Source organism: Vibrio sp. J502 (assembly GCF_025397955.1).
In the GTDB taxonomy this organism is placed as follows: Bacteria; Pseudomonadota; Gammaproteobacteria; order Enterobacterales; family Vibrionaceae; genus Vibrio; species Vibrio anguillarum.
Map to the genome: position 1 here is coordinate 680,030 of NZ_CP104555.1, position 23,453 is coordinate 703,482.

The following is a 23,453-nucleotide window of genomic DNA, read 5'->3' on the forward strand; positions in this document are numbered from 1 at the left end:
TCGAAATAAACACATAACAAACGGCTCAAGAGGGATTGCCAACGCGTGGCGGCTTTGGTGCAAAATTGAAGTTCAGTGTTTACAGTGTATTTTTTGAGTTCGGCGGTGCGTTGGCAACCCCTTAGCCGGGCGTTATACTCTCTCTCGTTCCGTAAATTTTCTGTACTAATTGAATATGCCTTAAGTTTGCACTATAATCAATCAGCTTACGGAACATATCCGTACATTGGAGGGGTTATGGCAACGGCACGTTTAGATATCCGCCTTGATGAAGAGATCAAGGCAAAAGCCGAAAAAGCATCGGCTTTACTTGGTTTAAAAAGTCTCACTGAATATGTAGTGAGACTTATGGACGAAGATGCGACTCATGTTATTGAGGAGTATGAAAGTATTATGGTTAAAGACAGTGTTTTTGACGAATTTATGGCTGCGTGTAATAAAGTAAAAGCACCGAATCAAGCTTTGCTTGAAGCTGTTAAATTTACAGAGAAGAGTGGTATCAAGTGAGTTGGGGTAAAGAGTTTGTAGAACTTAGTAAGTCAAAGCATGACCGCGATTCATTTGACTGTGGAGAGCAAGAGCTAAACACATTTATCAAAACTCAAGCTGCAAAGCGCATGCAAGCAGGTATTAGCCGAACAATGGTTTTACCTAGTGCTCAACCACTGTTAAATCAAAAATTCGCTATTTGTGTATTTTATAGTGTTGCACCGAGTTCAATCAGTCGAGAAACATTGCCGGCACAACTAGCAAAGAAACTTCCTAGGTATCCAATCCCTGTTTTTCTTTTGGCTCAATTAGCTGTGCACAAAGAGTATCATGGCTCTGGGCTCGGAAAAATTAGTCTAATTCGCGCACTGAAGTACTTATGGGAAGTGAATCATCACATGAGGGTATACGCAATAGTTGTGGACTGTCTGACAGATTCCGCTCAAGCGTTCTATACGAAGTTTGGCTTTGAAGTATTGTGCGAATATAATGAGCGTATTCGTATGTTCTTACCAATGAAAACGGTAGAACAGCTTTTTAATCAATAGGCTACGAATATAACAAACAATTCAAGCAGACCCTCAACGCGTGGCATTTTCGTTTTTCGTTTTTCGTTTTTCGTTTTTCGTTTTTCGTTGAGTTTAGTGTTTACTGCGTTGTGCGGAAAGTTGGTCGTTGCGTTTCGGGCTACTTAATTGGGCGTTATATAGGCCCATTACGTATCAAAATTAACTGTATATAGAGAGGTTTTAATTGTTTAGGATTTCTGTCATTCTGAAAACATTACTGATCAGTATTGGACTTCTCAGCAGTGGATTTATTTTTGCCAAGTGTTCGGTAGAAGAAATAAAAAATGTCAGGGATAAGGCATTAAGTTCATACAAGGATAGAAAGTACGAAGTCGCAGAGAATACTTTAAGCCTCTATTACGACAATGAATGTAGTTTTTATGATATGGCTAAAGATTCAGATGATGTACTAAATAGTGGGCTATGGCTAATCAGTGACTTGATGTTCTACCGAAACGCAAGGAAAGACTACCTCGGTTGTTTATCTTTGGAAGATGAGGTTTACTGGTCTTGGATGGTAAGTGATCCTAATCGTCACTTGAGTAAAGTCGAAAAAGCGCTTCAAACAAACATATCAGTATGCCAAGACGTTCTCAATAAACTGTACCCCGATCCTAAGCAATGCTCTGTGGAAGGTTATAAAAATTTATTTGCAGTTCCAGTTTCGTGGGGAACAGAAAACGAACTACTTTATGAAGTTGCTTGTATTGGCTTCAAAGGAAATGAACAAAACTTGCTGACTTTAGATCAGAGAGATTCCCCTAAATTTCAAAGTGAAGGGATGAATTCATTTCCAAGGTTGGAAATACTCTATGTAAATAAAGTAAAAAAACACAATAAAATGGGTACTGACGAAGCTAAGTGGACAAAAGAGTATAAGTTGGACCCTATTTATTTCTTGTCTAAGAGTGGGGAATTGTGGGGCGCTGAGCGTTGTTATTGGTTTACGATACGCTTTGGGAGTCAAGCGGGGACTATTTTCTTAGATGGCGGCTCAAATTGGTGTGTTGGAGGGAGTGCTAGAAACATAAATCGAGTAATTGCTCAGCTTGATTATCCTTTTAAGGCTCAAGTGCTTTACGAGACGTTCCACTCTGTTAAGTAAGTTGGGAAGTTTGGTGTTGTGGGGCTACTTAGTATCAAGTTTGAAGTGCGACACTTTCTACAGATACTCATGAATATACTCCGTTGGTGTTCGGTACCCAAGTCTTTTGTGTGGGCGCGTATTTAATTTGTGTGCAATTTCATTACACCGCTTCTGTGTCACGTGTGACATGGAGGTTCGTTTTGGTAAGTATTGTCGTATCAAGCCATTGGTGTTTTCATTAGTGCCTCGTTCCCATGAATGGTATGGATTCGCAAGGTAAAACAGACAGTTATGATGTTTTTCTAGTTGTGCGTAACCATGAAATTCAGTGCCGTTATCCGCAGTTATTGTCTTAAAAGGTAAGTCAGAGCGGGTCATGATTTTGCTCATTATTACGTTGAGTGATTCGCTTGTTCTATTGTCCATTTGCCCAATAAAAGTGTAGCCAGTCATTCTGTCGACTAAAGTGACGATACAGTGCTTGGTTTGAATAGCCACCGACTTGATAGACACCTTTTAGTTAGACAAAATGACTAATAGAGAGGTGCTTATGAGCAGCAAGAGATATCCAGAAGAATTTAAAATTGAAGCAGTCAAACATGTGACTGCAAAAGGTCATAGCGTGTCTGAAGTTGCAGCGCGACTAGGAACAACGAGCCACAGTTTGTATGCGTGGATTAAACGCTACGGTCCCAACTCCTCACAATACCAAGCTCAATCTGATGAAAGTGCTGAAATTCGTCGACTTAAAAAGGAATTGCAGCGAGTAACAGAAGAGCGAGACATACTAAAAAAAGCCGCGGTGTACTTCGCAAGCCAGTCCGACTGAGGTATGCCTTTATTAAAGCGAATAAGACAATCTGGTCTGTTCGACGCATGTGTAAAGTCTTTGGAATTCACCCAAGTGGTTATTATTCTTGGCTAAAAAATCCAGATAGTAGACAAGAAAAGCGGCGAAAATACCTTCTCGGACTGATAAAGCAGTTTTGGCTGGAGTCAGGCTGTGTGTATGGTTATCGAAAAATCTACAGTGACCTGCGAGATGAAGGGGAAATCTGTGGAATTAACCAAGTTCATTGTCTAATGAAGCGAGAAGGTATTCAGTCGCAAAGAGGTTATCGAAAGCCACGCCCCAAAGGTGGTGTCGAAAACATCATTGTTTCTAACAAGCTCGCCCGAGAGTTCAACCCACACAAGCCCAATCAATCGTGGGTAACTGATATTACATACATCAAAACGCACGAAGGTTGGCTGTATCTGGCGGTAGTTGTAGACCTGTTCTCTCGGCGGGTAATTGGTTGGTCAATGAAAAGTAGAATAACCAAAGAGCTTGTCCTTGATGCTTTGCTGATGGCTATTTGGCGTCATTCACCAGTAGAAAAAGTGCTCGTTCACTCAGATCAAGGAAGCCAGTATACCAGCCATGACTGGGACAGGTTTTTGAAACAGCATGGTCTTGAATCAAGTATGAGTCGCTGTGGTAACTGTCATGACAATGCGGTTGCCGAGAGTTTTTTCCAGTTACTCAAAAGAGAAAGAATTAAGCGGAAGATCTACACCACGAGAGAGGAAGCTCGTATGGACATCTTCGAATATATTGAGATGTTCTACAACATTAAACGCCGACATGGTTCCAATAATCAGTTGTCGCCAGTAGAGTATGAAAAGCAATATGAAATCAAGTTAAAGAGTGTCTACTAATTTGGTGGCTATTCAGTTCCGCGACCCACGGCGGTATCAATTTCCCAGTGGCCAGGCTCTTTTCGATGCTCAGCGTCTGCAGGTCTTTCGGCAATTATACCACGCAAATCATTACCTTATGACATGGTGCAACGTGTCTCTGTGCTTGAGCAAGAATGTCCAACATCAACGAACCGCATCCAAGACTCGGTCGTCATTTTTTACGACAAGACAGGACCATCTACACCGATGATGGCCATGCACTTGGCCGACTTACTGACAGCATTAGAAATTCACTTTAACCGACGCTCAGGTGTGGTAACTGGCGCATTATTACAGGGGTATAAACGATGAAAGAGCCGAATTTAACAGATATCAAACTCCGCTCTGAAATTCCAACCGGTGCTAAGTTATTAGGTTGGATTATCTACAGTCCAATACAAGATGACTTCTTATGGAATTTTAGGGAAACGGCTCACATGCTGGCTAAGCGTTGGATCATTTATCCCGACATGGCGATGAGATTTAAGAAGTACCAACAGGCTGTTAAAATGCGAGATGATTTAGACCTACGTGGACACGCAACCATTGTAGGCGCATTTGATTGCGGCCCTGAGATACGCATAGGTAATTAGCGAAAATGGCGACAGTGCAAGCGTGGATGCTGTGGTGTGAAACACAGCGCTGCGCTGCACGTAGCCATTAACGGTTTCTAATCCACGACAATAATTAAGTTAATAAAGTGCGTATTATATATCTTATGTTAAATAAACAATGACAAAATGAAAGCGCCACGCCTTTGTACGCTTTCTAGGGATGTGGCCATTAAACATAATCAGTATTTACCATAAAATACCTAATAACTAGTCTGATAATCGAAGATTTCATTCTAGTTATTAATACGTTAATTTCCGGCTAGTTTAACTCTGAAACCTTTCTTTTCTAAATAAGCTTTAATTTTATCTCGAGCATCACCCTGGATCTCTATTTCACCATCTTTTACTGAGCCACCACACCCACAACTTTTCTTGAGTTCTGCCGCGAATAGCTTTAGTGCAGTATCATCTAAATCCAAGCCGGTCACGATACTCACGCCTTTCCCTTTTCGCCCTTTTGTTTGACGATGGATTCTAACCACTCCATCTCCTTTAGGGCGTTCTATAATTTCAGGCTCAGCTTTGATACGGCCTAAATCCGTAGAATATACAAGTGTCATAAATCATTTACTTCTTTAATTGTTCTGCTTTCTGTTTTGCAAGCAAATAAGCTTCGATATGTTTTTGAATAGCTACTTTTGAACCTTTGATTAAGCGACCATTGAAAAAGCAATACCACCCATTGAGCTCACCTGTGTCATTCTTCAGTGTAAAGCCGCCAAATTGCTCTTGTTTACCATTTGGAGCTTCTCTCTTCTTACCTACCGCACTGAACTCTCTAGGATCAATGATAGAGGCAGTATCACACCACCAGTCTATGCTTTTTTTAACTGCCGCAAGGTTACCAGTCAAAACATGGTTTTTGATCTTAACTTGCCATATATCTGTAGAGTTAGGCGCAGATGTAAGGGTAAATCCTCGATACGTCGCTATAGCCATATGTTATTGGTCTTTTTAATTATAGGTTAGTTAAATAATAATTGTATCTTCACCGTTATCAAGTATATTTATCGATAAACCATATTGTTATAGTGCATCAAGATGAAAAAAAACATCCCTCTCATCACAGATCCTATGATTTTAAAACAAAAGGTTACCGAATTTTCCGACACAGTTTGCTTTGAACAATTTCAACATTTGACACATTGGCAATATTCGAAGAACTCCGCTTTGGCCATGGCTAAAGATTGGAATCATTTTGTTACATTTTGCAAAATAAGATGTGTTACTCCTCTTCCTGGCTCAACAACAGCTGTTAGGCAATTTATCGAAACGGAAGCTCGTGTGAGAAAATACGCGACTATCAGGCGTTACATGGTCACCATTGGTATCATCCATCACCTACTTTCGATGAAAGACCCCACGCAAAACCGACTCACTCAACTTTCTTTGTTTCGTCTTAAAGGAGAGAAAGGTGATGATGCTAAGCAAGCGACACCGTTAACGAAAAAACATTTATTAGCACTAGATATACAACTTATTCATTCATCTCACAAAAAGGATATCCGCGATCTTGCCATCTATTATGTGATGTTTGAGTGTGCTTTGAAACGAAGTGAGCTTAAAAAACTAAGTATAGGCCAAGCCTTAACTGTGGATGGGCAAATGAAGATCATCGTGGGAAATGTCGATTATTATCTTTCTGAATCGGCCTCTCTTGCACTTAAAAAGTGGCTACAATTACTCAATAAAGAGTCGAACATTGTATTTTGTTCAATCGATCGCCATGGCAATATTTCAAATAGATCTTTAAATGATGCGTCTATTTTCCGTATCTTACGTCATGCAGGGCAACGTTTAGGCATATTTGAATTGAGGTTTTCAGGCCAATCAACCCGTGTTGGTGCGGCTCAAGAACTGGCTAAACAAGGTTATAAAACTCAAGATATTCAGCAATTTGGACGATGGTTAAGCCCTGCAATGCCAGCTCAATACATTGGTAAGCTCGACATTGCAGAAAGTGAACAGATGAAATTTAAGGTCATTAAACCTTTTGATTGAGTGACGTTGTCACGCAATTGGCTAGAAATCCATGAAACCTATGCCCATTATGCTCTAACATTTTAGGAAACATTGAAATGGGAGTCATGCCTGGGAAGGTGTTAACTTCATTAAGATAAATGTTTCCTTCTGGGGTTAAAAAGAAATCAATACGTGCAAGGTGCCTAAGCTTCATGTGGGTAAAAACCCTAGCAGCACAATCACTTATTATTTCTAATTGATCTCTAGTTAAATTCTGAGCTTGTACTTCAGTCATCGAATGGCTAGTCGCACTGTATTTTTCTTCATAAGTATAAAATGCGTCTTCTGGTGCGATGATCTCACCCGGCTTAGAAAGATATAAAACACCATCAAGCTGATAAGCGGCAACTTCTAATTCCCTAGGTTTCACTGCTTTTTCAACCAGAACTTGTTCCGAGTAGCTAAAAGCCGCATCGATTGCGCTGTTGAGCTGGGAAACCTCGGTGACTTTGTAACAACCAACAGATGAACCTTGCCTCGCCGCTTTAATAAACACACTTCCCCATTTTTCCAGAGCTTGCTTACACTGCTGATGCGCTTGTGCATTATTTTCTGAAAGAAAAAGATAAGGTGTATTAGGAATACCCAGCGCATCGTACCAAAGCTTAGATGTAATTTTATTAAAGCTGTTAGCACTGGCTTCTGGACCACAACCTAAATATGGGATGCCAGCCAGCTCGAGCATCGATTGAATGTCGCCCGTTTCCCCTGGATAACCATGAATGCAAGGAACCACAAAATCGATATTGACGGCGACACCATTGGTATTCAATGTTGCAGCATTCGTATCTAAGAAACTCAGATCGCCCTTTTCACTGTACCAACCATCGGGTCGCATTTCGACGCGAATAACTTGAAAACCTTCTGTTTTTTCAAGTTGTGCTTGTAAATAGTTGGCTGACACAAGTGAAACTTCATGTTCTGACGAACCGCCACCACATAATAATAGAATTGTTGTTTGAGTCATTAAAATCTGTCCATGCTGCTGACGAATAAACTATAAAGCATGATAATCAATTCAGTGTGAAGTTACACGGTTTTAGCCAAGGAAAACCTTTTTACTGTTGTAACAGGCTAAGTTATAAGCAATAAAGGGGCATAAGCCCCTTTGATCATTTATTCGCGATAAAATCCAGAATCAGTTCAACTTATTGAGTGTCGGAAATTCCGAATTTTTGATGGTATCAATACTTTTGGCAAAAGGTTTCATTGCTTGAAACTCGGTTGGCAGTGTTTTAATTGCTTCAACAGCATCGGCTCGAGTTGCGTAGTCACCATAAAGTACGGTGTACCACTTGGTTCCATTCACTACTTTATAATTTTCCCAAATAGGTTGGCCGTCAGAATTGGGCAGTTTACTGGCAAACTGATCAACTTTATTCTGTGATCCAACAGCAACGACCTGAATGGTGTAGCCAAAACGCGGATTCATTGCCGTCTGTTTAGCTGTCGGTGGAATGAGCGCTACTGCGGCTTTGCTTTGAGGGCTCATCTTAACGACTTTTTTCTCTGTATCGTTAGGAGACATCTTCACCACATTCGTTTCGACATTGCTCTCAGAAATTCCAGTAGCCATGCCTTCTTGAGCGACTACTGGTTGCTGAACCGGAGCAACTTTGTACTCTTCACGATGGCTTTCAGAGGTGACATCGGTAATGTATGTATCAGATGCACAGGCAGCCAGAAGCACTGATAAACCGACAATTGTGATTTTTTTCATGAATTGTTCAACGCCTTAAGTAGAAATTACTATAAATCATGCCGATAGCGACGCTCAGAATCAAGCTCGCTTTGTGATTATATACCCTTGTACTGTGATTTATGGCACAAAGTCGCAGTTGTTTCACGACGTAATGATCACAATCAAACCAATATAGTGAACAAGGATAGCATTTGTTCGCTAAGCTAACGGTAATTTGTGAGTGAAAGGTTCATCAACATGAACAATTTAAATCCATTCCTGAAACCAAAATCGATCGCGGTTGTTGGTGCATCAGTACGCTCGCTTCGTGCTGGCAATATCGTGATGAAGAACCTACTTCAAGGAGGCTTCGATGGTGCGATTATGCCTGTCACGCCTTATTATCCATCCGTCTGTGGCGTATTGGCCTACAAAAGTATCGCATCTCTGCCTATCGTCCCTGATATTGCGATTTTATGCACGCACGCAACACGCAACGTCACCTTATTTAAGCAATTGGCAGATAAAGGCATCAGCTCCGTCATCGTACTTTCATCTGATATGTATACTGAAGATGCTCAAGGAGTCGAAATCCAAGCCCAATGTTCTAGAATTGCAAAATCGGCAGGAATGCGCATTTTGGGCCCCAATAGCTTAGGGCTGATCCTACCTTGGTTAAATTTCAACGCTTCGTTTTCTCCTGTCACAGCCTTAAAAGGTAACATTGCCTTTATTTCACAATCTGCAGCGGTTTGTACCACGATTTTAGATTGGGCAAATGACAAAGAAATCGGATTTTCAGCATTTATTTCTCTTGGTAATGCCAGCGACATCGATTTCTCTGACTTGCTTGATTGCCTGAGCACGGATAGACACACCCAAGCCATTTTGCTTTATGTTGATACGATTAAGGATGCTCGCCGTTTTATGTCGGCAGCGCGTGCCGCGTCACGTAACCGGCGAATCTTAGTATTAAAAGGAGGAAGAACGCTTGCTGGACGTAAAGCGGCGCAAGCACATACTGGTGGAGACAATACACTCGACATTATTTATGACTCCGCAATTCAACGCACGGGTATGTTACGGGTGAATAATACCCATGAACTCTTTGCCGCTGTTGAAACACTCACTCACTCCGTTCCATTACGAGGTGAACGTCTTGCTATTATTACCAATGGTGGCGGGCCAGCTATTATGGCCGTCGATACCTTGTTAGATCGAGGCGGAAAGCTTGCCGATCTTGAAGAGTCTACTTATCAAAAACTAAATCAGTGCCTGCCTAAAAGTTGGTCTCACAGTAATCCGGTCGATATGGTGGGTGATGCGGATCATACTCGCTACGTTAATACACTAAATGTGCTGCTAGATAGTGATAAAACCGATGCCATTCTCATTATGCACAGCCCATCTGCGATTGCGCAGTCTGAACAAACCGCTCAAGCGGTGGTCGACGCGATTAAAGCGCACCCTCGCCATAAACGTTTTAACATCCTAACCAATTGGTCAGGTGAACTTACCGCGCGCCCGGCTAGACAAATATTTACCCAAGCGGGCATTCCAACCTATCGAACGCCAGAAAGTGCAGTAGTGGCATTCATGCACTTAGTCGAGTACCGTCGAAATCAAAAGCAACTAATGGAAACGCCGACGACCGCAGAACCCGTTCACGTGTCAGAAATACACAGCGCGCAGCAATGGATAGCGGAGCAACTGGATATACACCCTACCCGCCACCTTGATACACACCAAATAGGCAAGCTATTTAAATGTTTTAATTTTAACGTATTACCAACTTGGATAGCTTCTGATGCCAGTGAAGCGGTACATATTGCCGAGCAAATTGGTTACCCAGTCGTGGTGAAATTGCGTTCGCCCGATATTACGCATAAATCAGATGTGCAAGGCGTGATGCTCAATCTACGCAACCGCCACGAAGTGGCAAGCGCAGCACAAGCGATATTGGATCGCACGCAGATCTCGTATCCTTCCGCTAATGTTCATGGGTTATTGGTTCAGGCAATGGCAAAGCTCGCTGGCGGTGAAGAGCTCAGGATCAAAGTGATCACTGATACAACCTTTGGCCCGGTCATTTTACTGGGACAAGGTGGTTCAGAATGGGATGAATCAATCGATGCCGCCGCCGCACTCCCCCCACTGAATATGACGCTCGCTCGTTATCTGATTGTCAGAGCAATACGCAGCGGGAAAATTCGGCTGCAAAAACTACCAGAGCCAATGAATATTGATGGGTTATCTGAGTTTTTAGTTCGTATCTCGCAGATGATTATTGAATGTCCACAAATAGATGAATTAGATATTCACCCGGTTTTAGCCAATGGCAATCAATTCACCATATTGGATGCCAACTTAGTCCTAAAAGATTACCAAGGCGACGGACAAAGTAGATTAGCTATCCGCCCCTATCCAAGTGAGTTTGAAGAAAGTGTGATCCTGAAGGACAACTCGGCCATTACCTTACGCCCAATCTTGCCCGAAGATGAGCCGCATCATGCAGAGTTTATCCGTAACGTATCAAAAGAAGATTTGTACAAACGCTTTTTTTCGGATGTCGGCGAGTTTAACCATGAAGCCTTAGCCAATTTTACTCAAATTGACTATGATCGAGAAATGGCTTTTGTCGCAGTGGATCATACCAATGATCAAGAGAGTATTATTGGCGTTTCACGAGCACTCATTAACCCTGAGAATAGCGATGCTGAGTTCGCCATCTTGATCCGTTCGGATTTAAAAGGAAAAGGTTTAGGTAAAATCTTGCTGCAAAAAATCATCGACTATTGTCGCTTGAAAGGAACCTTACAAATTTCCGGCATGACCATGCCAACCAACCGAGGCATGTTGACGCTAGCGCAAAAATTAGGTTTTGAGATTGAAGTGCATTTCGAAGATGGGACGGCAGATATGGTTTTGATCTTAAATAAACCAGAATAAAGCCGTGGCGATCAGATTTGATCACTGCGATCCGCCCAAAATTTTAACTTAGCACCCAGTTTTTCTTGAGGTATTGCACACACCACGACTTTGCTTCGCCCATTTTATTACGCCGCCATGCCATAATGATCTGCATCGATTTTTCTTCAGATCCGCTAATTGCTTTCAGTTTACCTGCGGCGATCAATGGTTCTGCTATCTGTTTCGGTAATGTGCCAATACCTAGCCCTTCCACTAACGCGGCACATTTTGCGCTGAAATTAGTTACCGTCAGACGCGGTTGTTTTTGCAAAATATTCACGCTCATTGCAGGCTGGTCACGCGCGGTATCGGCAATCGCAATCACTCGATACTTTTGCCTTGCTTCTTCATCAAATGCACCGCTTCGTTTGTGCACGTAATGCGAGCTGGCCGCTACCCAAACCATTGACATAGTTCCTATGGTTTCTGCTTTTACATCTTGTGGTAACGTATCGATACGTGGGCAAATCAGCAAATCGGCTCGATCGGTTGAAAGTGACTCCCAACACCCCGCTAAAATTTCTTCTTGAAGACGGATTCGTGTTTTACTGACATTACCTAACGCTTCAACCATTGGGAAAAAATTATGAATAGGGATAATACCGTCAAATGCGACCGTCAAATCCAGTTCCCAACCATTCGCTAACAAGGTTGCGTCATTCACCAATTTTTCTGTCGCCGATAAAATGGCTCTACCCCGCTCAAGAATGAGCAAGCCGGCTTCAGTAAACGTCGCTTTATGCCCTGAACGGTCAAAAATAGTGATGTCTAAATCTTGTTCCAATTTTTGGATCTGATAACTCAGCGATGATGGTGCACGGCTTAGCTCATTTGCCGCCGCAGCAAAGCTGCCTCGTCTATCAATCGCATCTAAAATATGAAGCGCTTCTAAGGTAATTGGACTTTGCAAAATGGACATCCTTTGGTGAAATTGCAGTGAGTATGCAATAACGAGTATGCCTTATTTATCATCGTTGTGGTATCTCTGACGGGATGGAAAATAGATGAGGGGGACTGGTTTGGAACCAAAAATCGTAGAAATAACAAAGCCAGTTTAATACTGGCTTTGAGACACATTCATTTAAAAAGGGGTAGAAAAGTTATCAATGTGTGAGTCTATTTCTTATTTTCTGACATCTCTTGATCCGCCCCAGCAGTTTTGGACACCGAGTTAAGTGAGTACAATCACTAACGAGGTGAACAATGACAACTAAGAAAACTAGAATTAAACATTCCCCTGAATTTAAAGCAGAAACTCTGAAGCTAGCAGAGAAAGTCGGAGTAGCTGCCGCAGCAAGACAGCTTTCTTTACATGAATCTCAAATCTATGGGTGGCGGAAGAACTCGAAGAAAGACACCAACACGAGTCAGCGAGAGCAAGACCTAGCCGCAGAGGTTGCCAAGCTCAAAAGGCAGTTGGCTGAGCAAGCCGAAGAGCTAGAAATTGTAAAAAAGGCCTCCACCTACTTCGCGAAAAATCTAAAGTAAATTGCTATGAATTTATGCTCGAACACCTGCTGTGCTTCAATATTGTGCGTATGGCTAAGGTGTTCGGGGTATCCCGAAGAGGGTTTTATTACTGGATTAAACATTGCCATAAGGCCATTCAACGCGAGGCAATACGTCAAAAGCTTGATACAAAGGTCAAAGAAGCTTTTGACAACAGCAAAGGCCGAGATGGTTCAAGGCGTATCCAAAAAGAACTGTCTGAAAGCGGTAATAACCACAATGTTAAAACCATTGCGGCCAGTATAAAGCGTCAAGATTTAACGCCGAAAGCGGCACGTAAATTTAAGTGCACTACGGACAGCAAGCATCAAATGCCTGTTGCTCCAAACTTGTTGGTTCAGAACTTTAACGCAGCGGCTCCGAATGAAAAATGGGCGGGAGACATCACCTATGTTGCGACAAGCGAAGGCTGGCTGTACTTGGCAGTAATTATTGACCTTTACTCAAGACAAGTAATCGGATGGTCTATGGATACCAGAATGACGGCTACGCTGGTCTGTGACGCACTATCAATCAATGGCTTTGTTCCGTCGTGGGTTCCCTGAGCAGGTTATCGTTCATAGTGATCGAGGTAGTCAGTACTGCTCAAAAGATTATCGAGACCTCATAACTATTTATAATCTAAAACAAAGTATGAGTAGGAAGGAAATTGCTGGGACAGTCGCGCGAGAGCAGGCCCCGTGAACTTCTTGGGTGATTACTCCGGCGGCTCTTCTCCGCTTTCATGAGTCTGTATGCACAGGCTCATTCATCATAATCACATGATTTATAATGCTTATTTTAAAAATAAGTCAGTAGTCTATTTTGTCGTCTTTGTCTTCCTCGTTATTTAGCTTTAAAGGCCAGTGTGTTGAATCTTGTTCAATAGAAGAAATGTCCCAAGGCGTACTCGTTCGCTGTCGTCGAGATCGTAGGTATAAAGTCAAAGAGCCAATATCAGGGACTTCCTGCACCGTCGATCACTACGTTAAAAGACGTCTTCAAGATTTACCTGTGAGTGGGCGACCTTGTACGATTGAGGTTGAGCTGGCTAAAACTAGAGACAAAGAAGGACGACGGTTGATCGAAGAGACTGAATATGTGGCTAAAGGTGGTCGTTATACCGCTCGCTTTTGCAAGTTCATCAGTGGGTTATGTCGCCATATGAGCATACATGCCGTCTCTCAACATTTAGGAATCCGCTGGGAAACAGTAAAAAATATCGATAGGGAATACTTGCGTTCAAGCCTACCAGCATTAGACCCCGAGAAACTGAATAACTTGGTTCATATTGGCGTCGATGAAGTTGCCAGAGCCAAGAGACACGATTATATGACGGTTGTTTATGACCTCGTCTCTGGGCATTTAATTTGGGTTGAACATGGCCGAAAAGCAGAAGTTCTGATCTCCTTCTTTGAGCAACTATCAGAAGAAACCAAATCAGGAATCAAAGCAGTATCAATGGATATGGGCCAGTCTTACCAGTCGGCGGTCAGGAAAATGCTTCCCAATGCTGATATTGTTTTTGACCGATTTCATGTCATGCAGAACTACTGCATCTTAATCAAAAAAGAGAGAGCAAAAGCTTTTAGAAATGGCTCTCACGACGAAAAAAAAATGTTGAAAGGAACGCTCTTCCTCCTACTGAAAAACGCTCACAAATTGGATGATAGGCAGTCTGACAGACTTGATGACTTACTTGAGAGCAACAAGACTTTGTGCGTTGTTTACATGCTCAAAGAGCAGCTACAAGCCATATGGGATGAACCCGATTACGAAACAATGGTGGCAGCTCTAGAAGCTTGGTGTCGTCTTGCCAAATCGACCAGAATACTTTCCTTAATTAATTTTGCCGATGCTTTATTGGAAAGAAAAGTGGGTATTTGTAACTACGGAAAATACAAACTGACTAACGCTCGGGTAGAAGCAGGTAATGTCTCGATTGGCTTACTCAGACGAAGGGCAAGAGGGGTGAGAGATACAGACTATTTCAAATTGAAGATCAGACAAACATCGGTTCCCGATACACACTCAACTTTTTACCCAAATATCAAGCTCACCTAAGCGGAGAAGAGCCCTCCGGCTATCTACAAAGTGATGGTTACGCGGCTTATGACGGATTAACCAACGTGGCCAATGTTGATTGCTTCGCTCACGCACGCCGTAAGTTCATGGAGGCGAAAAAGCTTCAGGGCAAAGGTAAGTCAGGTAAAGCGGATGTGGCGTTATCCAAAATCCAAAAGTTGTACGCACTTGAATCTCGATTAAAACTGGCTTCGGTCGAAGAGCGTTGAACAGAAAGACAAGCGCAGGCTAAACCGATGTTGGATGACTTCTATGACTGGTTAACCACGCAGAAAGTCATCGAATCGAGTCCTCTTGATAAAGCCATCAAGTACACCTTGGGTCAGTGGTCTAAGCTGATACGCTATGTTGAAGATGGGCATTTATCTATCGACAACAACCGAGCGGAACGCGCAATCAAATCGCTGGTTATTGGTAGAAAAAATTGGTTATTCTCGACGAATCCGCTTGGTGCTGATGCGAGTGCTTTGCTGTATAGCATCATCGAGACGGCGAAAGCTAACGGACTGATACTCTAGGATTACATGGTCAAATGTATGAGGGAGCTGGCAAAGCCAGAGCCTGATATCAACTCACTTCTTCCTTGGAACTTCTCACACTAAAACGCCCCGTGGGATCGTGGGGCGCTTACGAATGTTCTATCAATATTTATCGGTGCATCAGCAATGTTTGATATTTTTGCTGGCAACGGAGTAATTGGATCGTCATACAAAATAGCAACAACTGATTTTGAATTGTTAGCTAAATCAATGCAATCTTCTAATCCTATTTTATTATCTGATAACAATAAGAAATCAACGCATTCAACAATGCTCAAACTCTTCGGAAATGAAAGCTCTAATCAACGAAATTGCCAGTTCAAAATCAGTAGATATAGATACACTTTCTGACAGATATCTTTCAATTTATCTTGAAAGGCAATTAAATTCCTTTTCAGAAGCTCAGAAAGAAAAACTAAGGAACATCGATCTCGCTCTAGCCGATAGAAGCTTAGAAACTGATCTAGTTGCACTTTGGGAAAAATTAAAAGAACAACAATAGACAAACAAAAGAAATTAAAAAACCAACTAAACTCATTACTTTAACCACGTCGTCAGGGTAATGAGTTTGGATGTTTGGAAATAAAAACAAAAAATATGATATGGAGGGTATACCAACATAAAAGCTACCCAGATAAGAATTTAATGGTAATTCTGATAGAAAAGTTAAATCAACAGAATAAGCCACAAATGAAACAGTAAAAAACCAATCAAATATAAACATTATATACAAAAAGAGTAAAGCTCCGTCAGTTCAAATACATTGGGCGGGCGTTTGTTAGGCTATATTGATTTTACTCATGCTTTACAGACCCTGTAAATAATTCTGTGTAACTGTCGGGGTTACATGTATTGAGTGAGTCGGTCTTCGAACATAATCATAAAGCGGTTTAGAGCTTGTCGCCAGTTTCTGATCGGCATCGTCCATTTCTTGGAAGCATCTCGGATAGCCAGGTAGATCACCTTTCTAGCTGATTCATCCGTTGGGAAGAGCTTGCGCTTCTTAATCGCTTTTCTAATAACGCTGTTGAGGGATTCAATGGCGTTAGTCGTGTAAATGGCTCGGCGAATATCCTCTGGGTAGTTAAACAGGGTGTTGAGGTTGTCCCAATGCGCCGTCCAAGAGCGACTGATTTGAGGATACTTACTATCCCATCGGTCAGAGAACTGCGCTAGAGCCAGCAAAGCCTCATCTTCTGTGGCTGATTGGTAGATTTTCTTCAGGTCAGTCGCCACCGCTTTATAGTCTTTCCAAGGGACGTACTTGACCGAGTTTCGCACCATATGGACGATACAGAGCTGTATTTGCGTCTCTGGGAACGCAGTGTTGATGGCGTCAGGAAAGCCTTTTAGCCCGTCAACGCAAGCGATAAGGATGTCTTTTACCCCACGGTTTTGAAGCTCAGTCAGCACGTTAAGCCAGAATTTGGCACCTTCCGTTTCAGAGAGCCACATGCCGAGCAGCTCTTTTTGGCCTTCCATGTTGACGCCTAACGCAAGATAGACCGCTTTGTTGATGACTTGCTTGTCTTGACGCACCTTAACCACGATGCAATCGAGATAGACGATAGGGTAAATTTCGTCGAGAGGTCGCGACTGCCATTCAATCACTTGCTCAAGCGTATGCGCCCCATGATCCCACGGGGCGTTTTAATTTGAATGTGAGAAGTTCCAGGGAAGCAGTGAGTTGATATCAGGCTCAGACTTTGCCAGCTCTTTCATACATTTGACCATGTAATCGTAGAGTATCAGTCCGTTCGCTTTCGCCGTCTCGATGATGCTATACAGCAAAGCACTCGCATCAGCACCAAGCGGATTCGTCGAGAATAACCAATTTTTTCTGCCAATGACCAGCGATTTGATTGCGCGTTCCGCTCGGTTGTTGTCGATAGATAAATGCCCATCTTCAACATAGCGTATCAGCTTAGGCCACTGACCCAAGGTGTACTTGATGGCTTTACCAAGAGGACTCGATTCGATGACTTTCTGCGTGGTTAACCAGTCATAGAAGTCATCCAACATCGGTTTAGCCTGCGCTTGTCTTTCTGCCCAACGCTCTTCGACCGAAGCCAGTTTTAATCGAGATTCAAGTGCGTACAACTTTTGGATTTTGGCTAACGCCACATCCGCTTTACCTGTTTTACCTTTGCCCTGAAGCTTCTTCGCTTCCATGAACTTACGACGTGCATGAGCGAAGCAACCGACATTGGTGACGTTGGTTAATCCATCATAAGCCGCGTAACCATCACTTTGCAGATAGCCTGAGTAATCACCCAAGAAGTTCACGGGGCACACTCTCGCGCGACTGTTTTGATAGTCGAACAAGACGATATTTTTCATGTCAGGGAGTTTAGCTTCAGGGGAGTCGGCTCCCGAGCAGTACAACCACATATAACATTGCTTGTCTTCCTTGAGCACATTGAGCGGCGTTTCATCGGCCTGAACCACCACTTGTTCGAGTAAGTGAGTCTTCAGTGCCTGATAAAGCGGTTTGAACTTTTCACTAACCTGGATTACCCACCTGGCCATGGTCGTTCTCGATAACTCGATACCTGATTGGGTGAACAAGGTTTCCTGACGATACAGCGGAAGCGCATACTGATATTTGCCTAAAATAATGTTGGCAAGCAGACTTTCGGTAGCGAAGCTTTTGGGGATGATACTTATCGGTGCGGGTTGTTGGTGAATGTGGCTTTTTTCAGCCTCTTGTTCACACTGACGACAGGCGTATTTCGGGCGAACATATTCCAACACTTTTAGGACGGCGGGCGTGAACTCAAGCTTTTCACTGCGGTCTTCGCCGATTTTATGCAAAATGTGTTGGCAGCATGAGCACTGTTTGTCGTGCTCATCTAGGTCAAGCTCGATAATTTCACGTGGCAAGTCTTTAGGAAGCGGTTGACGTTTACCACGACGTTTGATTGTCGTCGTGGTGATAACCTCATCTTCCGATTTCGCCGCTTCACATTCCGCCTCATTAAAGAGGTCACCCTGTGCTTCGTTATACGGCTTTAACGCTTCCGAGCGTTTGGCGAATTGACGGTCAAGGGCCAGTTTAAACTGCTCAATTAAGGATTGGCGCTCTTGTTGCCACTCTTTTTTCTCCGACATCAACGCTTTCACCATAGCTTGAAGCTCGGCGATGTCTTGGCTTTCTGGGTTAATATCGGGCGTCTTTTTCATGGCATTGATTATACTAAAAACACCACGTCAAGGCTTGGTATAACTCACTTTTATCGGGTTCAACTCATTGTAAAGTTGTCTATTTTTATCGGTTTATGGCCGATTATCGTGAAGCCAGATAACAGTCTGTCTAGGTCAAATTGAGTCAGGGTGTAGACCTGCTTTTTCTCTTGAGTGGGCCATTTGAATTTGGCTTTTTCGAGCCGTTTGTACCACAGAGCGAAGCCCGTTTTATCCCAGTACAAGACTTTGACTTTATCGCGTTGTTTATTGGTAAACAGGAACAGCGCACCGCTTCCGAGCGGTAAATCGGTTTCAGATTCAATAATCGCCGCCAGACCATTAATGGACTTTCTAAAATCCACGAACTCCCGATACAGGTAAACATTAGGGGCACTCAGCATTCTCTTCATGACAGTGCTCCGATTAACTCTGCCAGATACGAGGCAGGTGTTCCCTGGGGGATGCTGAGTTCAACGTCATTAATCAATAGTGTCATGTTGGCAATCGGTGTTTGAGTCATCTGGTAGCGTGTCGTTTTTTCAACGACTTCAGCTTTAACGAATCCACTGCTCTTAGGTTGCTCTATGAACTTTAGTTGCTGTCGCTTGGCATGGAAGGTTGAAAGGCTCAGCCCATTTTGTTCACAGAACACGCGTTGAGACAGATGACTGGATTCGTATTGATCGAATAGGGTATGCCATTCTTGATGAGAGAGTCTTTTTGCCATTTCAAATCTCCTTGAGGTTGGAGATTTGATCTTATGGCGTGCCGAGATTGATTAGAATGTGGGGTTTATGACGCGCTTACGCTCAAGCACTGAGTCCGTTACTTTTGATATCAGCGTTGGCGAGACATCGGCATCATACATTTCCTTGAACGTTGCGACGATTTCACGTGTGGTCATGCCTTTCGCGTACAAGCTCAATATCTTGTCGTCCATGGATTGGAATCGAGTTTGGTGCTTGCGGACGAGTTGAGGTTCAAAGCTGGCTTCACGGTCGCGGGGAACGTCGATATCGATTTCTCCATCATCGGTGATGATTGACTTGCCCGAGTAGCCATTGCGGGAGTTGGAGCTGGTTCTAGATTGGTGTTTTTGATATCCAAGGTGCTCATCGAGTTCAGCGTTTAACGCCGTTTCAACGGTCACCTTGGTTAACATTTTGCGGAAGTCATCAAGATCAGATTCTGTCTTAATTGACTTTGCTGCTTCACGAGCAAAAGCTTCGAGTGCTTTCTTATCCATATTGTCCATCCTTAGCCTTTAAGGCTTAAGTTTAGACAGTTACACAGAATTCAGGACACTCTCGCTTTACATAATGTCCGTTGAAGGAGACATTCAGACCACCACAACCATTGTCATCACTGACTACCAATACATTATACTCCAGACTAATTAGAAGCTCACAACCATCGATATCATAATGTATTTGGTTACCATCTAAGGCCACAATTCCACCTATCTCCCCGACATTTATAAGGCCAGATGTGGGATCTCCAATCCAAGACGATGTACCTGACACTCTATATTTGTTTAAATCAATCTTGATCAAATCAATAAAAGCAGAATTAGAATCTAGCTGCCCATTAACATAGCGCTCGTAGTTGCCTTGAACGTGAAGATCAATTTCTGCGTTTACTAATAAAGGAAAAATCAGAATACTTAAGAAAGTAATTACATTCTTCAACAGAAAGTCTCCTCAATAGCCTAACGCCCGCCTAAGGGGTTGGCAACGCATTAACACGTAACTCAAACGCAACAGCCGTAATCACTTCGGCTCAATAGGACTAGAAACGCCACGCGTTGACAGTCACTCTTGAGGCTTTTGTTAGTTGCTACAAGCCAAATGTTCCACGAATTAATAACACAACCAACGCAAAGAGAATGAAGGTTGAAAAGTAGTATAAAATCCCATGAAATGTGCCTCCGCCACCTTTGCTAAATGCTACATGTTTTGTCATCGGGCATTCATAAGTTTTCGCTATGTGCCTATAAGCAACGAAGTACCAAATCGACACTAAAGGCTAAAGTGATCTGCTCCAGCCAGACTGGACACTTCATTAAGCGACATTTTTATTTTCAAAGTTAACTGGACTTAGATACCCAAGAGCACTGTGCCTTCTTGTCCGATTATAATCAACCTCGATGTATTCAAAGAGCGTTTGACGCATCTCGTCTCGCGTCATGATCGGCTCATATTGGATCGCTTCAACCTTCATTGAATGGAAGAAGCTCTCAACACAAGCATTATCCCAGCAGTTTCCTTTCCTACTCATACTTTGCTTTAGATTATAAGCGGTTATGATGTCTCGATAATCTTTTGAGCAGTACTGACTACCTCGGTCACTATGAACGATCACCTGCTCAGGGAACCCACGACGGAACAAGGCCATTGATAATGCATCGCAGACCAGTGTTGCGGTCATTCTGGTATCCATAGACCAGCCGACTACTTGCCTTGAATAAAGGTCAATAATTACCGCCAAATACAGCCAGCCTTCACTTGTCGCAACATAGGTGATGTCTCCCGCCCACTTTTGATTCGGAGCCTCCGCGTTAAAATCCTGAGCTAGCAGGTTCGGAGCAACTGGCATTTTATGTTTGCTATCCGTAGTGCACCTAAACTTACGTGCCGCTTTCGGCGTTAAATCCTGACGCTTCATACTAGCGGCAATGGTTTTAACATTACGGCTATCACCGTTCTCTGCCAGCTCTTTCTGGATACGCCTTGAACCATCACGGCCTTTGCTGTTGTCAAAAGCCTTTTTGACCTTCGTATCAAGCTCTTGGCGAGTTACCTCGCGCTGAGTGGCCTTGTGGCGATGCTTAATCCAGTAATAAAACCCACTTCGTGAAACCCCGAACACCTTAGCCATGCGGACAGCACTGAAGCACAGCAGGTGTTCGAGCATAAATTCGTAGCTATCTACTTTAGATTTTTCGCGAAGTAGGTGGCGGCCTTTTTTACGATATCTAGCTCTTCAGCTTGCTCGGCCAATTGCCTTTTGAGCTTTGCGACTTCAGCGGCTAGATCTTTTTCCCGCTGACTGGTGCTAGTATCTTTCTTGGCTGCTTTACGCCAACCGTAGATCTGGGATTCGTGTAACGAGAGATGCTGCGCTGCCGTAGCTACTCCCAGCTTTTCTGCTAGCTTCAGTGCTTCTGCTTTAAATTCAGCAGAATGGAGAATACGTTTTTTCTTGTTTGTCATGGTTCACCTCATTAGTGATTGTACTCACTTAATTAGGTGTCCAAAACTGGTGGTGCGGATCAAACGGTCGGTAACACCTGTGATGGTGGCCTCAGAGACATCAATGCCATACATATCTTCTACGTGACCACGGATATCACGGTAGCTCATACCGAGCGAGAACATGGATAGGATCTTACGGTCGATCTCATCGTATCCGCCCCATGATCCCACGGGGCGATATTGTTAGTGTTGGAAGTTCCAAGGCAGGAGTGCATCGATATCAGGCTCAGATTTCGCTAGCTCTTTCATGCACTTAACCATGTAGTCGTAAAGGATAAGGCCGTTGGCTTTCGCTGTCTCGACGATACTGTAAAGCATCGCGCTCGCTTCAGCTCCATTGGGATTGGTCGAGAAGAGCCAGTTCTTTCTGCCTATAACCAGCGGTTTTATTGCGCGTTCAGCACGATTATTGTCTATCGATAAGTGACCGTCATCGATATAGCGGCTCAGCTTCGGCCACTGACCGAGCGTGTATTTTATCGCTTTACCCAGCGGGCTAGACTCAAGCACTTTCTGAGTTGTCATCCATTCATAAAGCTCATCCAGTATCGGCTTAGCATGCTCTTGGCGCTCTGCTTTCCGTTTTTCGGCACAGGCACCTTTTAAGCGTGATTCTATTCCATAGAGTTTCTGGATTTTAGCCAATGCACTATCCGCTTTGCCTGACTTGCCTTTGCCTTGCAGCTTTTTCGCCTCCATGAACTTGCGCCGAGCATGCGCCAAGCAACCGACATTGGTGACGAGATGAAGCCCATCATAAACACCATAGCCATCGGTTTGTAGATAACCACTGTAATCCCCCAAGAAGGCAACAGGGCACGCCCTAGCTCGACTGTTTTGATAGTCGTACAAGACGATATTTCTCACATTAGGGAGGGCGGCTTCAGGCGAGTCTGCGCCCGAGCAGTAAAGCCACATATAACACTGTTTATCTTCTTTGAGGACATTGAGCGGCGTTTCATCCGCCTGAATCACCACTTGCTCAAGTAGGTGCGTTTTTAAGGCCGCGTAAAGTGGAGCGAACTTCTCACTGACTTGGATAATCCACCTTGCCATGGTGGTTCGTGAGAGTTCGATACCCGACTGGGTAAACAGGGATTCTTGGCGGTAAAGTGGCATCGCGTATTGATATTTGCCGAGGATGATATTGGCCAACAAGCTTTCTGTGGCGAAGCTCTTCGGGATAATGCTTTGCGGCGCTGGCTTTTGAACGACGTGGTTTTTGTCTTCTGTTTGCTCGCATTGGCGGCAAGCATATTTAGGACGAACATATTCCAACACTTTTAGTACCGCTGGCGTGAACTCAAGTTTCTCGCTACGGTCTTCACCGATTTTATGCAGGTTATGTTGACAGCAAGTGCACTGCTTTTCATCGTCGTTTAAATCGAGTTCGATAACTTCACGAGGCAAGGTCTTTGGCAGTGGTTTGCGTTTACCACGTTTCTTCTTTGTGATGGTCGTTGTGACAACTTCAACCTCTTCTTCCTTAGCGGCCTCACACTCCGCTTCGTTGAAGAGATCACCTTGAGATTCATCGTAAGGCTTTAACGCCTCCGAGCGTTTAGCGAACTGACGGTCGAAGGCAAGTTTGAGCTGTTCAAGCAGCGATTGACGCTCTTGTTTCAATTGGGTTTCTGACGCCAACAGCGCTTTCACCATCGCTTGTAGCTCGGCAACATCTTGGCTTTCTGAGTTGATATTTGGCGTCTTTTTCATGGCATTGATTATACTAAAATCATGCCGTTAA

20 protein-coding genes and 7 pseudogenes are annotated in these 23,453 nt (G+C 43.4%); 12 read left to right on the plus strand and 15 right to left on the minus strand.

Features of this window, described 5'->3' with window-relative positions; translation table 11 throughout:
• The first annotated feature begins 237 nt into the window (after window positions 1-237).
• From N5E84_RS21280 to N5E84_RS18745, 3 genes are all read left to right on the plus strand, one after another.
• Window positions 238-507, plus strand: a complete 270-nt coding sequence (locus N5E84_RS21280) for a DUF1778 domain-containing protein (protein ID WP_069211913.1) — start codon at window positions 238-240, stop codon at window positions 505-507.
• The gene (locus N5E84_RS18740; RefSeq protein ID WP_069211914.1) at window positions 504-1,037 is read left to right on the plus strand and encodes a GNAT family N-acetyltransferase; all 534 of its coding nucleotides are present in this window, start codon (window positions 504-506) and stop codon (window positions 1,035-1,037) included. Before N5E84_RS21280 ends, N5E84_RS18740 begins: the two co-directional genes overlap by 4 nt.
• 205 nt (window positions 1,038-1,242) lie before the next feature.
• Window positions 1,243-2,163, plus strand: coding sequence for a hypothetical protein (locus N5E84_RS18745; protein WP_069211915.1), 921 nt, complete (start codon window positions 1,243-1,245; stop codon window positions 2,161-2,163).
• A 57-nt stretch (window positions 2,164-2,220) separates the two neighbouring features.
• Here the strand turns inward: N5E84_RS18745 and N5E84_RS18750 are convergent.
• Window positions 2,221-2,631, minus strand: a pseudogene (locus tag N5E84_RS18750) (IS30 family transposase); the annotation flags it as partial.
• Window positions 2,632-2,695: 64 nt separating this feature from the next.
• Between N5E84_RS18750 and N5E84_RS18755 the strand changes: the two are divergent.
• The 3 genes and pseudogenes from N5E84_RS18755 (at window position 2,696) to N5E84_RS18765 (ending at window position 4,460) form a co-directional block, all read left to right on the plus strand.
• A protein-coding gene (locus N5E84_RS18755) for an IS3 family transposase (protein ID WP_095661380.1) occupies window positions 2,696-3,846 on the plus strand; the annotation gives its coding sequence in 2 pieces (ribosomal slippage) (window positions 2,696-2,933 and window positions 2,933-3,846; 1,152 coding nt in all).
• 96 nt (window positions 3,847-3,942) lie between these two features.
• Window positions 3,943-4,179: pseudogene (locus N5E84_RS18760) on the plus strand (gcrA cell cycle regulator family protein); the annotation flags it as partial.
• Window positions 4,176-4,460, plus strand: coding sequence for a hypothetical protein (locus N5E84_RS18765; protein WP_069212144.1), 285 nt, complete (start codon window positions 4,176-4,178; stop codon window positions 4,458-4,460). The pseudogene N5E84_RS18760 and the gene N5E84_RS18765, both read left to right, overlap by 4 nt.
• 269 nt (window positions 4,461-4,729) lie before the next feature.
• Here the strand turns inward: N5E84_RS18765 and yciH are convergent, their stop codons facing one another.
• Window positions 4,730-5,041: a stress response translation initiation inhibitor YciH gene (gene yciH / locus N5E84_RS18770; protein WP_019282715.1), complete on the minus strand. Its 312-nt coding sequence runs from the start codon at window positions 5,039-5,041 to the stop codon at window positions 4,730-4,732.
• A gap of 7 nt (window positions 5,042-5,048) precedes the next feature.
• The gene (locus N5E84_RS18775) at window positions 5,049-5,420 is read right to left on the minus strand and encodes a DUF3319 domain-containing protein (RefSeq protein WP_013867787.1); all 372 of its coding nucleotides are present in this window, start codon (window positions 5,418-5,420) and stop codon (window positions 5,049-5,051) included.
• Between the two features lie 102 nt (window positions 5,421-5,522).
• Here N5E84_RS18775 and N5E84_RS18780 point away from each other — a divergent pair, with 102 nt between their 5' ends.
• A complete protein-coding gene (locus N5E84_RS18780) occupies window positions 5,523-6,482 on the plus strand; it encodes a tyrosine-type recombinase/integrase (protein WP_069212145.1) in 960 nt (319 codons plus the stop codon).
• Here the strand turns inward: N5E84_RS18780 and N5E84_RS18785 are convergent.
• A complete protein-coding gene (locus tag N5E84_RS18785; RefSeq protein WP_019282713.1) occupies window positions 6,466-7,470 on the minus strand; it encodes a D-alanine--D-alanine ligase in 1,005 nt (334 codons plus the stop codon). The two genes, N5E84_RS18780 and N5E84_RS18785, sit on opposite strands and share 17 nt — an antisense overlap.
• A gap of 171 nt (window positions 7,471-7,641) precedes the next feature.
• Complete coding sequence (locus N5E84_RS18790) at window positions 7,642-8,223, minus strand: SPOR domain-containing protein (protein ID WP_013867790.1); 582 nt, start codon at window positions 8,221-8,223, stop codon at window positions 7,642-7,644.
• A gap of 219 nt (window positions 8,224-8,442) precedes the next feature.
• Between N5E84_RS18790 and N5E84_RS18795 the strand changes: the two genes are divergently transcribed.
• Entirely contained in the window at window positions 8,443-11,133 is a 2,691-nt protein-coding gene (locus tag N5E84_RS18795; protein ID WP_029189956.1) for a bifunctional acetate--CoA ligase family protein/GNAT family N-acetyltransferase, read from the plus strand.
• Between the two features lie 43 nt (window positions 11,134-11,176).
• Here N5E84_RS18795 and N5E84_RS18800 read toward each other — a convergent pair whose 3' ends face one another.
• Complete coding sequence (locus N5E84_RS18800; RefSeq protein ID WP_069212146.1) at window positions 11,177-12,064, minus strand: LysR family transcriptional regulator; 888 nt, start codon at window positions 12,062-12,064, stop codon at window positions 11,177-11,179.
• A gap of 293 nt (window positions 12,065-12,357) precedes the next feature.
• On the opposite strand from N5E84_RS18800, the pseudogene N5E84_RS18805 reads away from it, so the two are divergent.
• The 4 genes and pseudogenes from N5E84_RS18805 to N5E84_RS18820 all read left to right on the plus strand — a co-directional run.
• A pseudogene (locus N5E84_RS18805) lies at window positions 12,358-13,325 on the plus strand (IS3 family transposase); the annotation flags it as partial.
• A 211-nt stretch (window positions 13,326-13,536) separates the two neighbouring features.
• On the plus strand, window positions 13,537-14,706 hold the full coding sequence (locus tag N5E84_RS18810) for an ISL3-like element ISVa10 family transposase (RefSeq protein WP_076611988.1): 1,170 nt from the start codon (window positions 13,537-13,539) through the stop codon (window positions 14,704-14,706).
• A 14-nt stretch (window positions 14,707-14,720) separates the two neighbouring features.
• Window positions 14,721-15,329 (plus strand): annotated as a pseudogene (gene tnpC / locus N5E84_RS18815) (IS66 family transposase); the annotation flags it as partial.
• Window positions 15,330-15,555: 226 nt separating this feature from the next.
• Window positions 15,556-15,768 carry a hypothetical protein gene (locus N5E84_RS18820; RefSeq protein WP_019283130.1) on the plus strand — a complete coding sequence of 71 codons (213 nt, stop codon included), beginning with the start codon at window positions 15,556-15,558 and terminating at the stop codon, window positions 15,766-15,768.
• 341 nt (window positions 15,769-16,109) lie between these two features.
• Here the strand turns inward: N5E84_RS18820 and N5E84_RS18825 are convergent.
• The 9 genes and pseudogenes from N5E84_RS18825 to N5E84_RS18865 all read right to left on the minus strand — a co-directional run.
• Window positions 16,110-16,886 (minus strand): annotated as a pseudogene (locus N5E84_RS18825) (IS256 family transposase); the annotation flags it as partial.
• A 30-nt stretch (window positions 16,887-16,916) separates the two neighbouring features.
• On the minus strand, window positions 16,917-18,449 hold the full coding sequence (locus tag N5E84_RS18830; RefSeq protein ID WP_095661379.1) for an IS66-like element ISVa9 family transposase: 1,533 nt from the start codon (window positions 18,447-18,449) through the stop codon (window positions 16,917-16,919).
• Between the two features lie 59 nt (window positions 18,450-18,508).
• On the minus strand, window positions 18,509-18,862 hold the full coding sequence (tnpB, locus tag N5E84_RS18835) for an IS66 family insertion sequence element accessory protein TnpB (RefSeq protein WP_069212062.1): 354 nt from the start codon (window positions 18,860-18,862) through the stop codon (window positions 18,509-18,511).
• Window positions 18,859-19,179: an IS66 family insertion sequence element accessory protein TnpA gene (tnpA, locus tag N5E84_RS18840; protein WP_081245520.1), complete on the minus strand. Its 321-nt coding sequence runs from the start codon at window positions 19,177-19,179 to the stop codon at window positions 18,859-18,861. Before tnpA ends, tnpB begins: the two co-directional genes overlap by 4 nt.
• Window positions 19,180-19,257: 78 nt before the next feature.
• A pseudogene (locus tag N5E84_RS18845) lies at window positions 19,258-19,698 on the minus strand (transposase); the annotation flags it as partial.
• Between the two features lie 31 nt (window positions 19,699-19,729).
• Window positions 19,730-20,140: a hypothetical protein gene (locus N5E84_RS18850; RefSeq protein WP_019283126.1), complete on the minus strand. Its 411-nt coding sequence runs from the start codon at window positions 20,138-20,140 to the stop codon at window positions 19,730-19,732.
• A 373-nt stretch (window positions 20,141-20,513) separates the two neighbouring features.
• Window positions 20,514-21,664, minus strand: a protein-coding gene (locus tag N5E84_RS18855; protein ID WP_095661212.1) for an IS3 family transposase whose coding sequence is annotated in 2 segments (ribosomal slippage) — window positions 20,514-21,421 and window positions 21,421-21,664 — 1,152 coding nt in all. Because the reading frame shifts where the segments join, the coding sequence is not laid out codon by codon here.
• Between the two features lie 57 nt (window positions 21,665-21,721).
• Window positions 21,722-21,856 (minus strand): annotated as a pseudogene (locus N5E84_RS18860) (transposase); the annotation flags it as partial.
• Between the two features lie 33 nt (window positions 21,857-21,889).
• Window positions 21,890-23,422 (minus strand): IS66-like element ISVa11 family transposase, encoded by a 1,533-nt coding sequence (locus N5E84_RS18865; RefSeq protein ID WP_069211897.1) that lies wholly within the window; start codon window positions 23,420-23,422, stop codon window positions 21,890-21,892.
• Window positions 23,423-23,453: the final 31 nt, after the last annotated feature.

Excerpts from the sequence above, each read along its gene's own strand:
- N5E84_RS21280 (WP_069211913.1), top strand. The coding sequence starts at position 238 with ATGGCAACGGCACGTTTAGATATCCGCCTTGATGAAGAGATCAAGGCA.
- N5E84_RS18765 (WP_069212144.1), top strand. The coding sequence starts at position 4,176 with ATGAAAGAGCCGAATTTAACAGATATCAAACTCCGCTCTGAAATTCCA.
- yciH (WP_019282715.1), bottom strand. The coding sequence starts at position 5,041 with ATGACACTTGTATATTCTACGGATTTAGGCCGTATCAAAGCTGAGCCT.
- N5E84_RS18775 (WP_013867787.1), bottom strand. The coding sequence starts at position 5,420 with ATGGCTATAGCGACGTATCGAGGATTTACCCTTACATCTGCGCCTAAC.
- N5E84_RS18780 (WP_069212145.1), top strand. The coding sequence starts at position 5,523 with ATGAAAAAAAACATCCCTCTCATCACAGATCCTATGATTTTAAAACAA.
- N5E84_RS18785 (WP_019282713.1), bottom strand. The coding sequence starts at position 7,470 with ATGACTCAAACAACAATTCTATTATTATGTGGTGGCGGTTCGTCAGAA.
- N5E84_RS18790 (WP_013867790.1), bottom strand. The coding sequence starts at position 8,223 with ATGAAAAAAATCACAATTGTCGGTTTATCAGTGCTTCTGGCTGCCTGT.
- N5E84_RS18795 (WP_029189956.1), top strand. The coding sequence starts at position 8,443 with ATGAACAATTTAAATCCATTCCTGAAACCAAAATCGATCGCGGTTGTT.
- N5E84_RS18810 (WP_076611988.1), top strand. The coding sequence starts at position 13,537 with ATGTCCCAAGGCGTACTCGTTCGCTGTCGTCGAGATCGTAGGTATAAA.
- N5E84_RS18820 (WP_019283130.1), top strand. The coding sequence starts at position 15,556 with ATGAAAGCTCTAATCAACGAAATTGCCAGTTCAAAATCAGTAGATATA.
- N5E84_RS18830 (WP_095661379.1), bottom strand. The coding sequence starts at position 18,449 with ATGAAAAAGACGCCCGATATTAACCCAGAAAGCCAAGACATCGCCGAG.
- tnpB (WP_069212062.1), bottom strand. The coding sequence starts at position 18,862 with ATGAAGAGAATGCTGAGTGCCCCTAATGTTTACCTGTATCGGGAGTTC.
- tnpA (WP_081245520.1), bottom strand. The coding sequence starts at position 19,179 with ATGGCAAAAAGACTCTCTCATCAAGAATGGCATACCCTATTCGATCAA.
- N5E84_RS18865 (WP_069211897.1), bottom strand. The coding sequence starts at position 23,422 with ATGAAAAAGACGCCAAATATCAACTCAGAAAGCCAAGATGTTGCCGAG.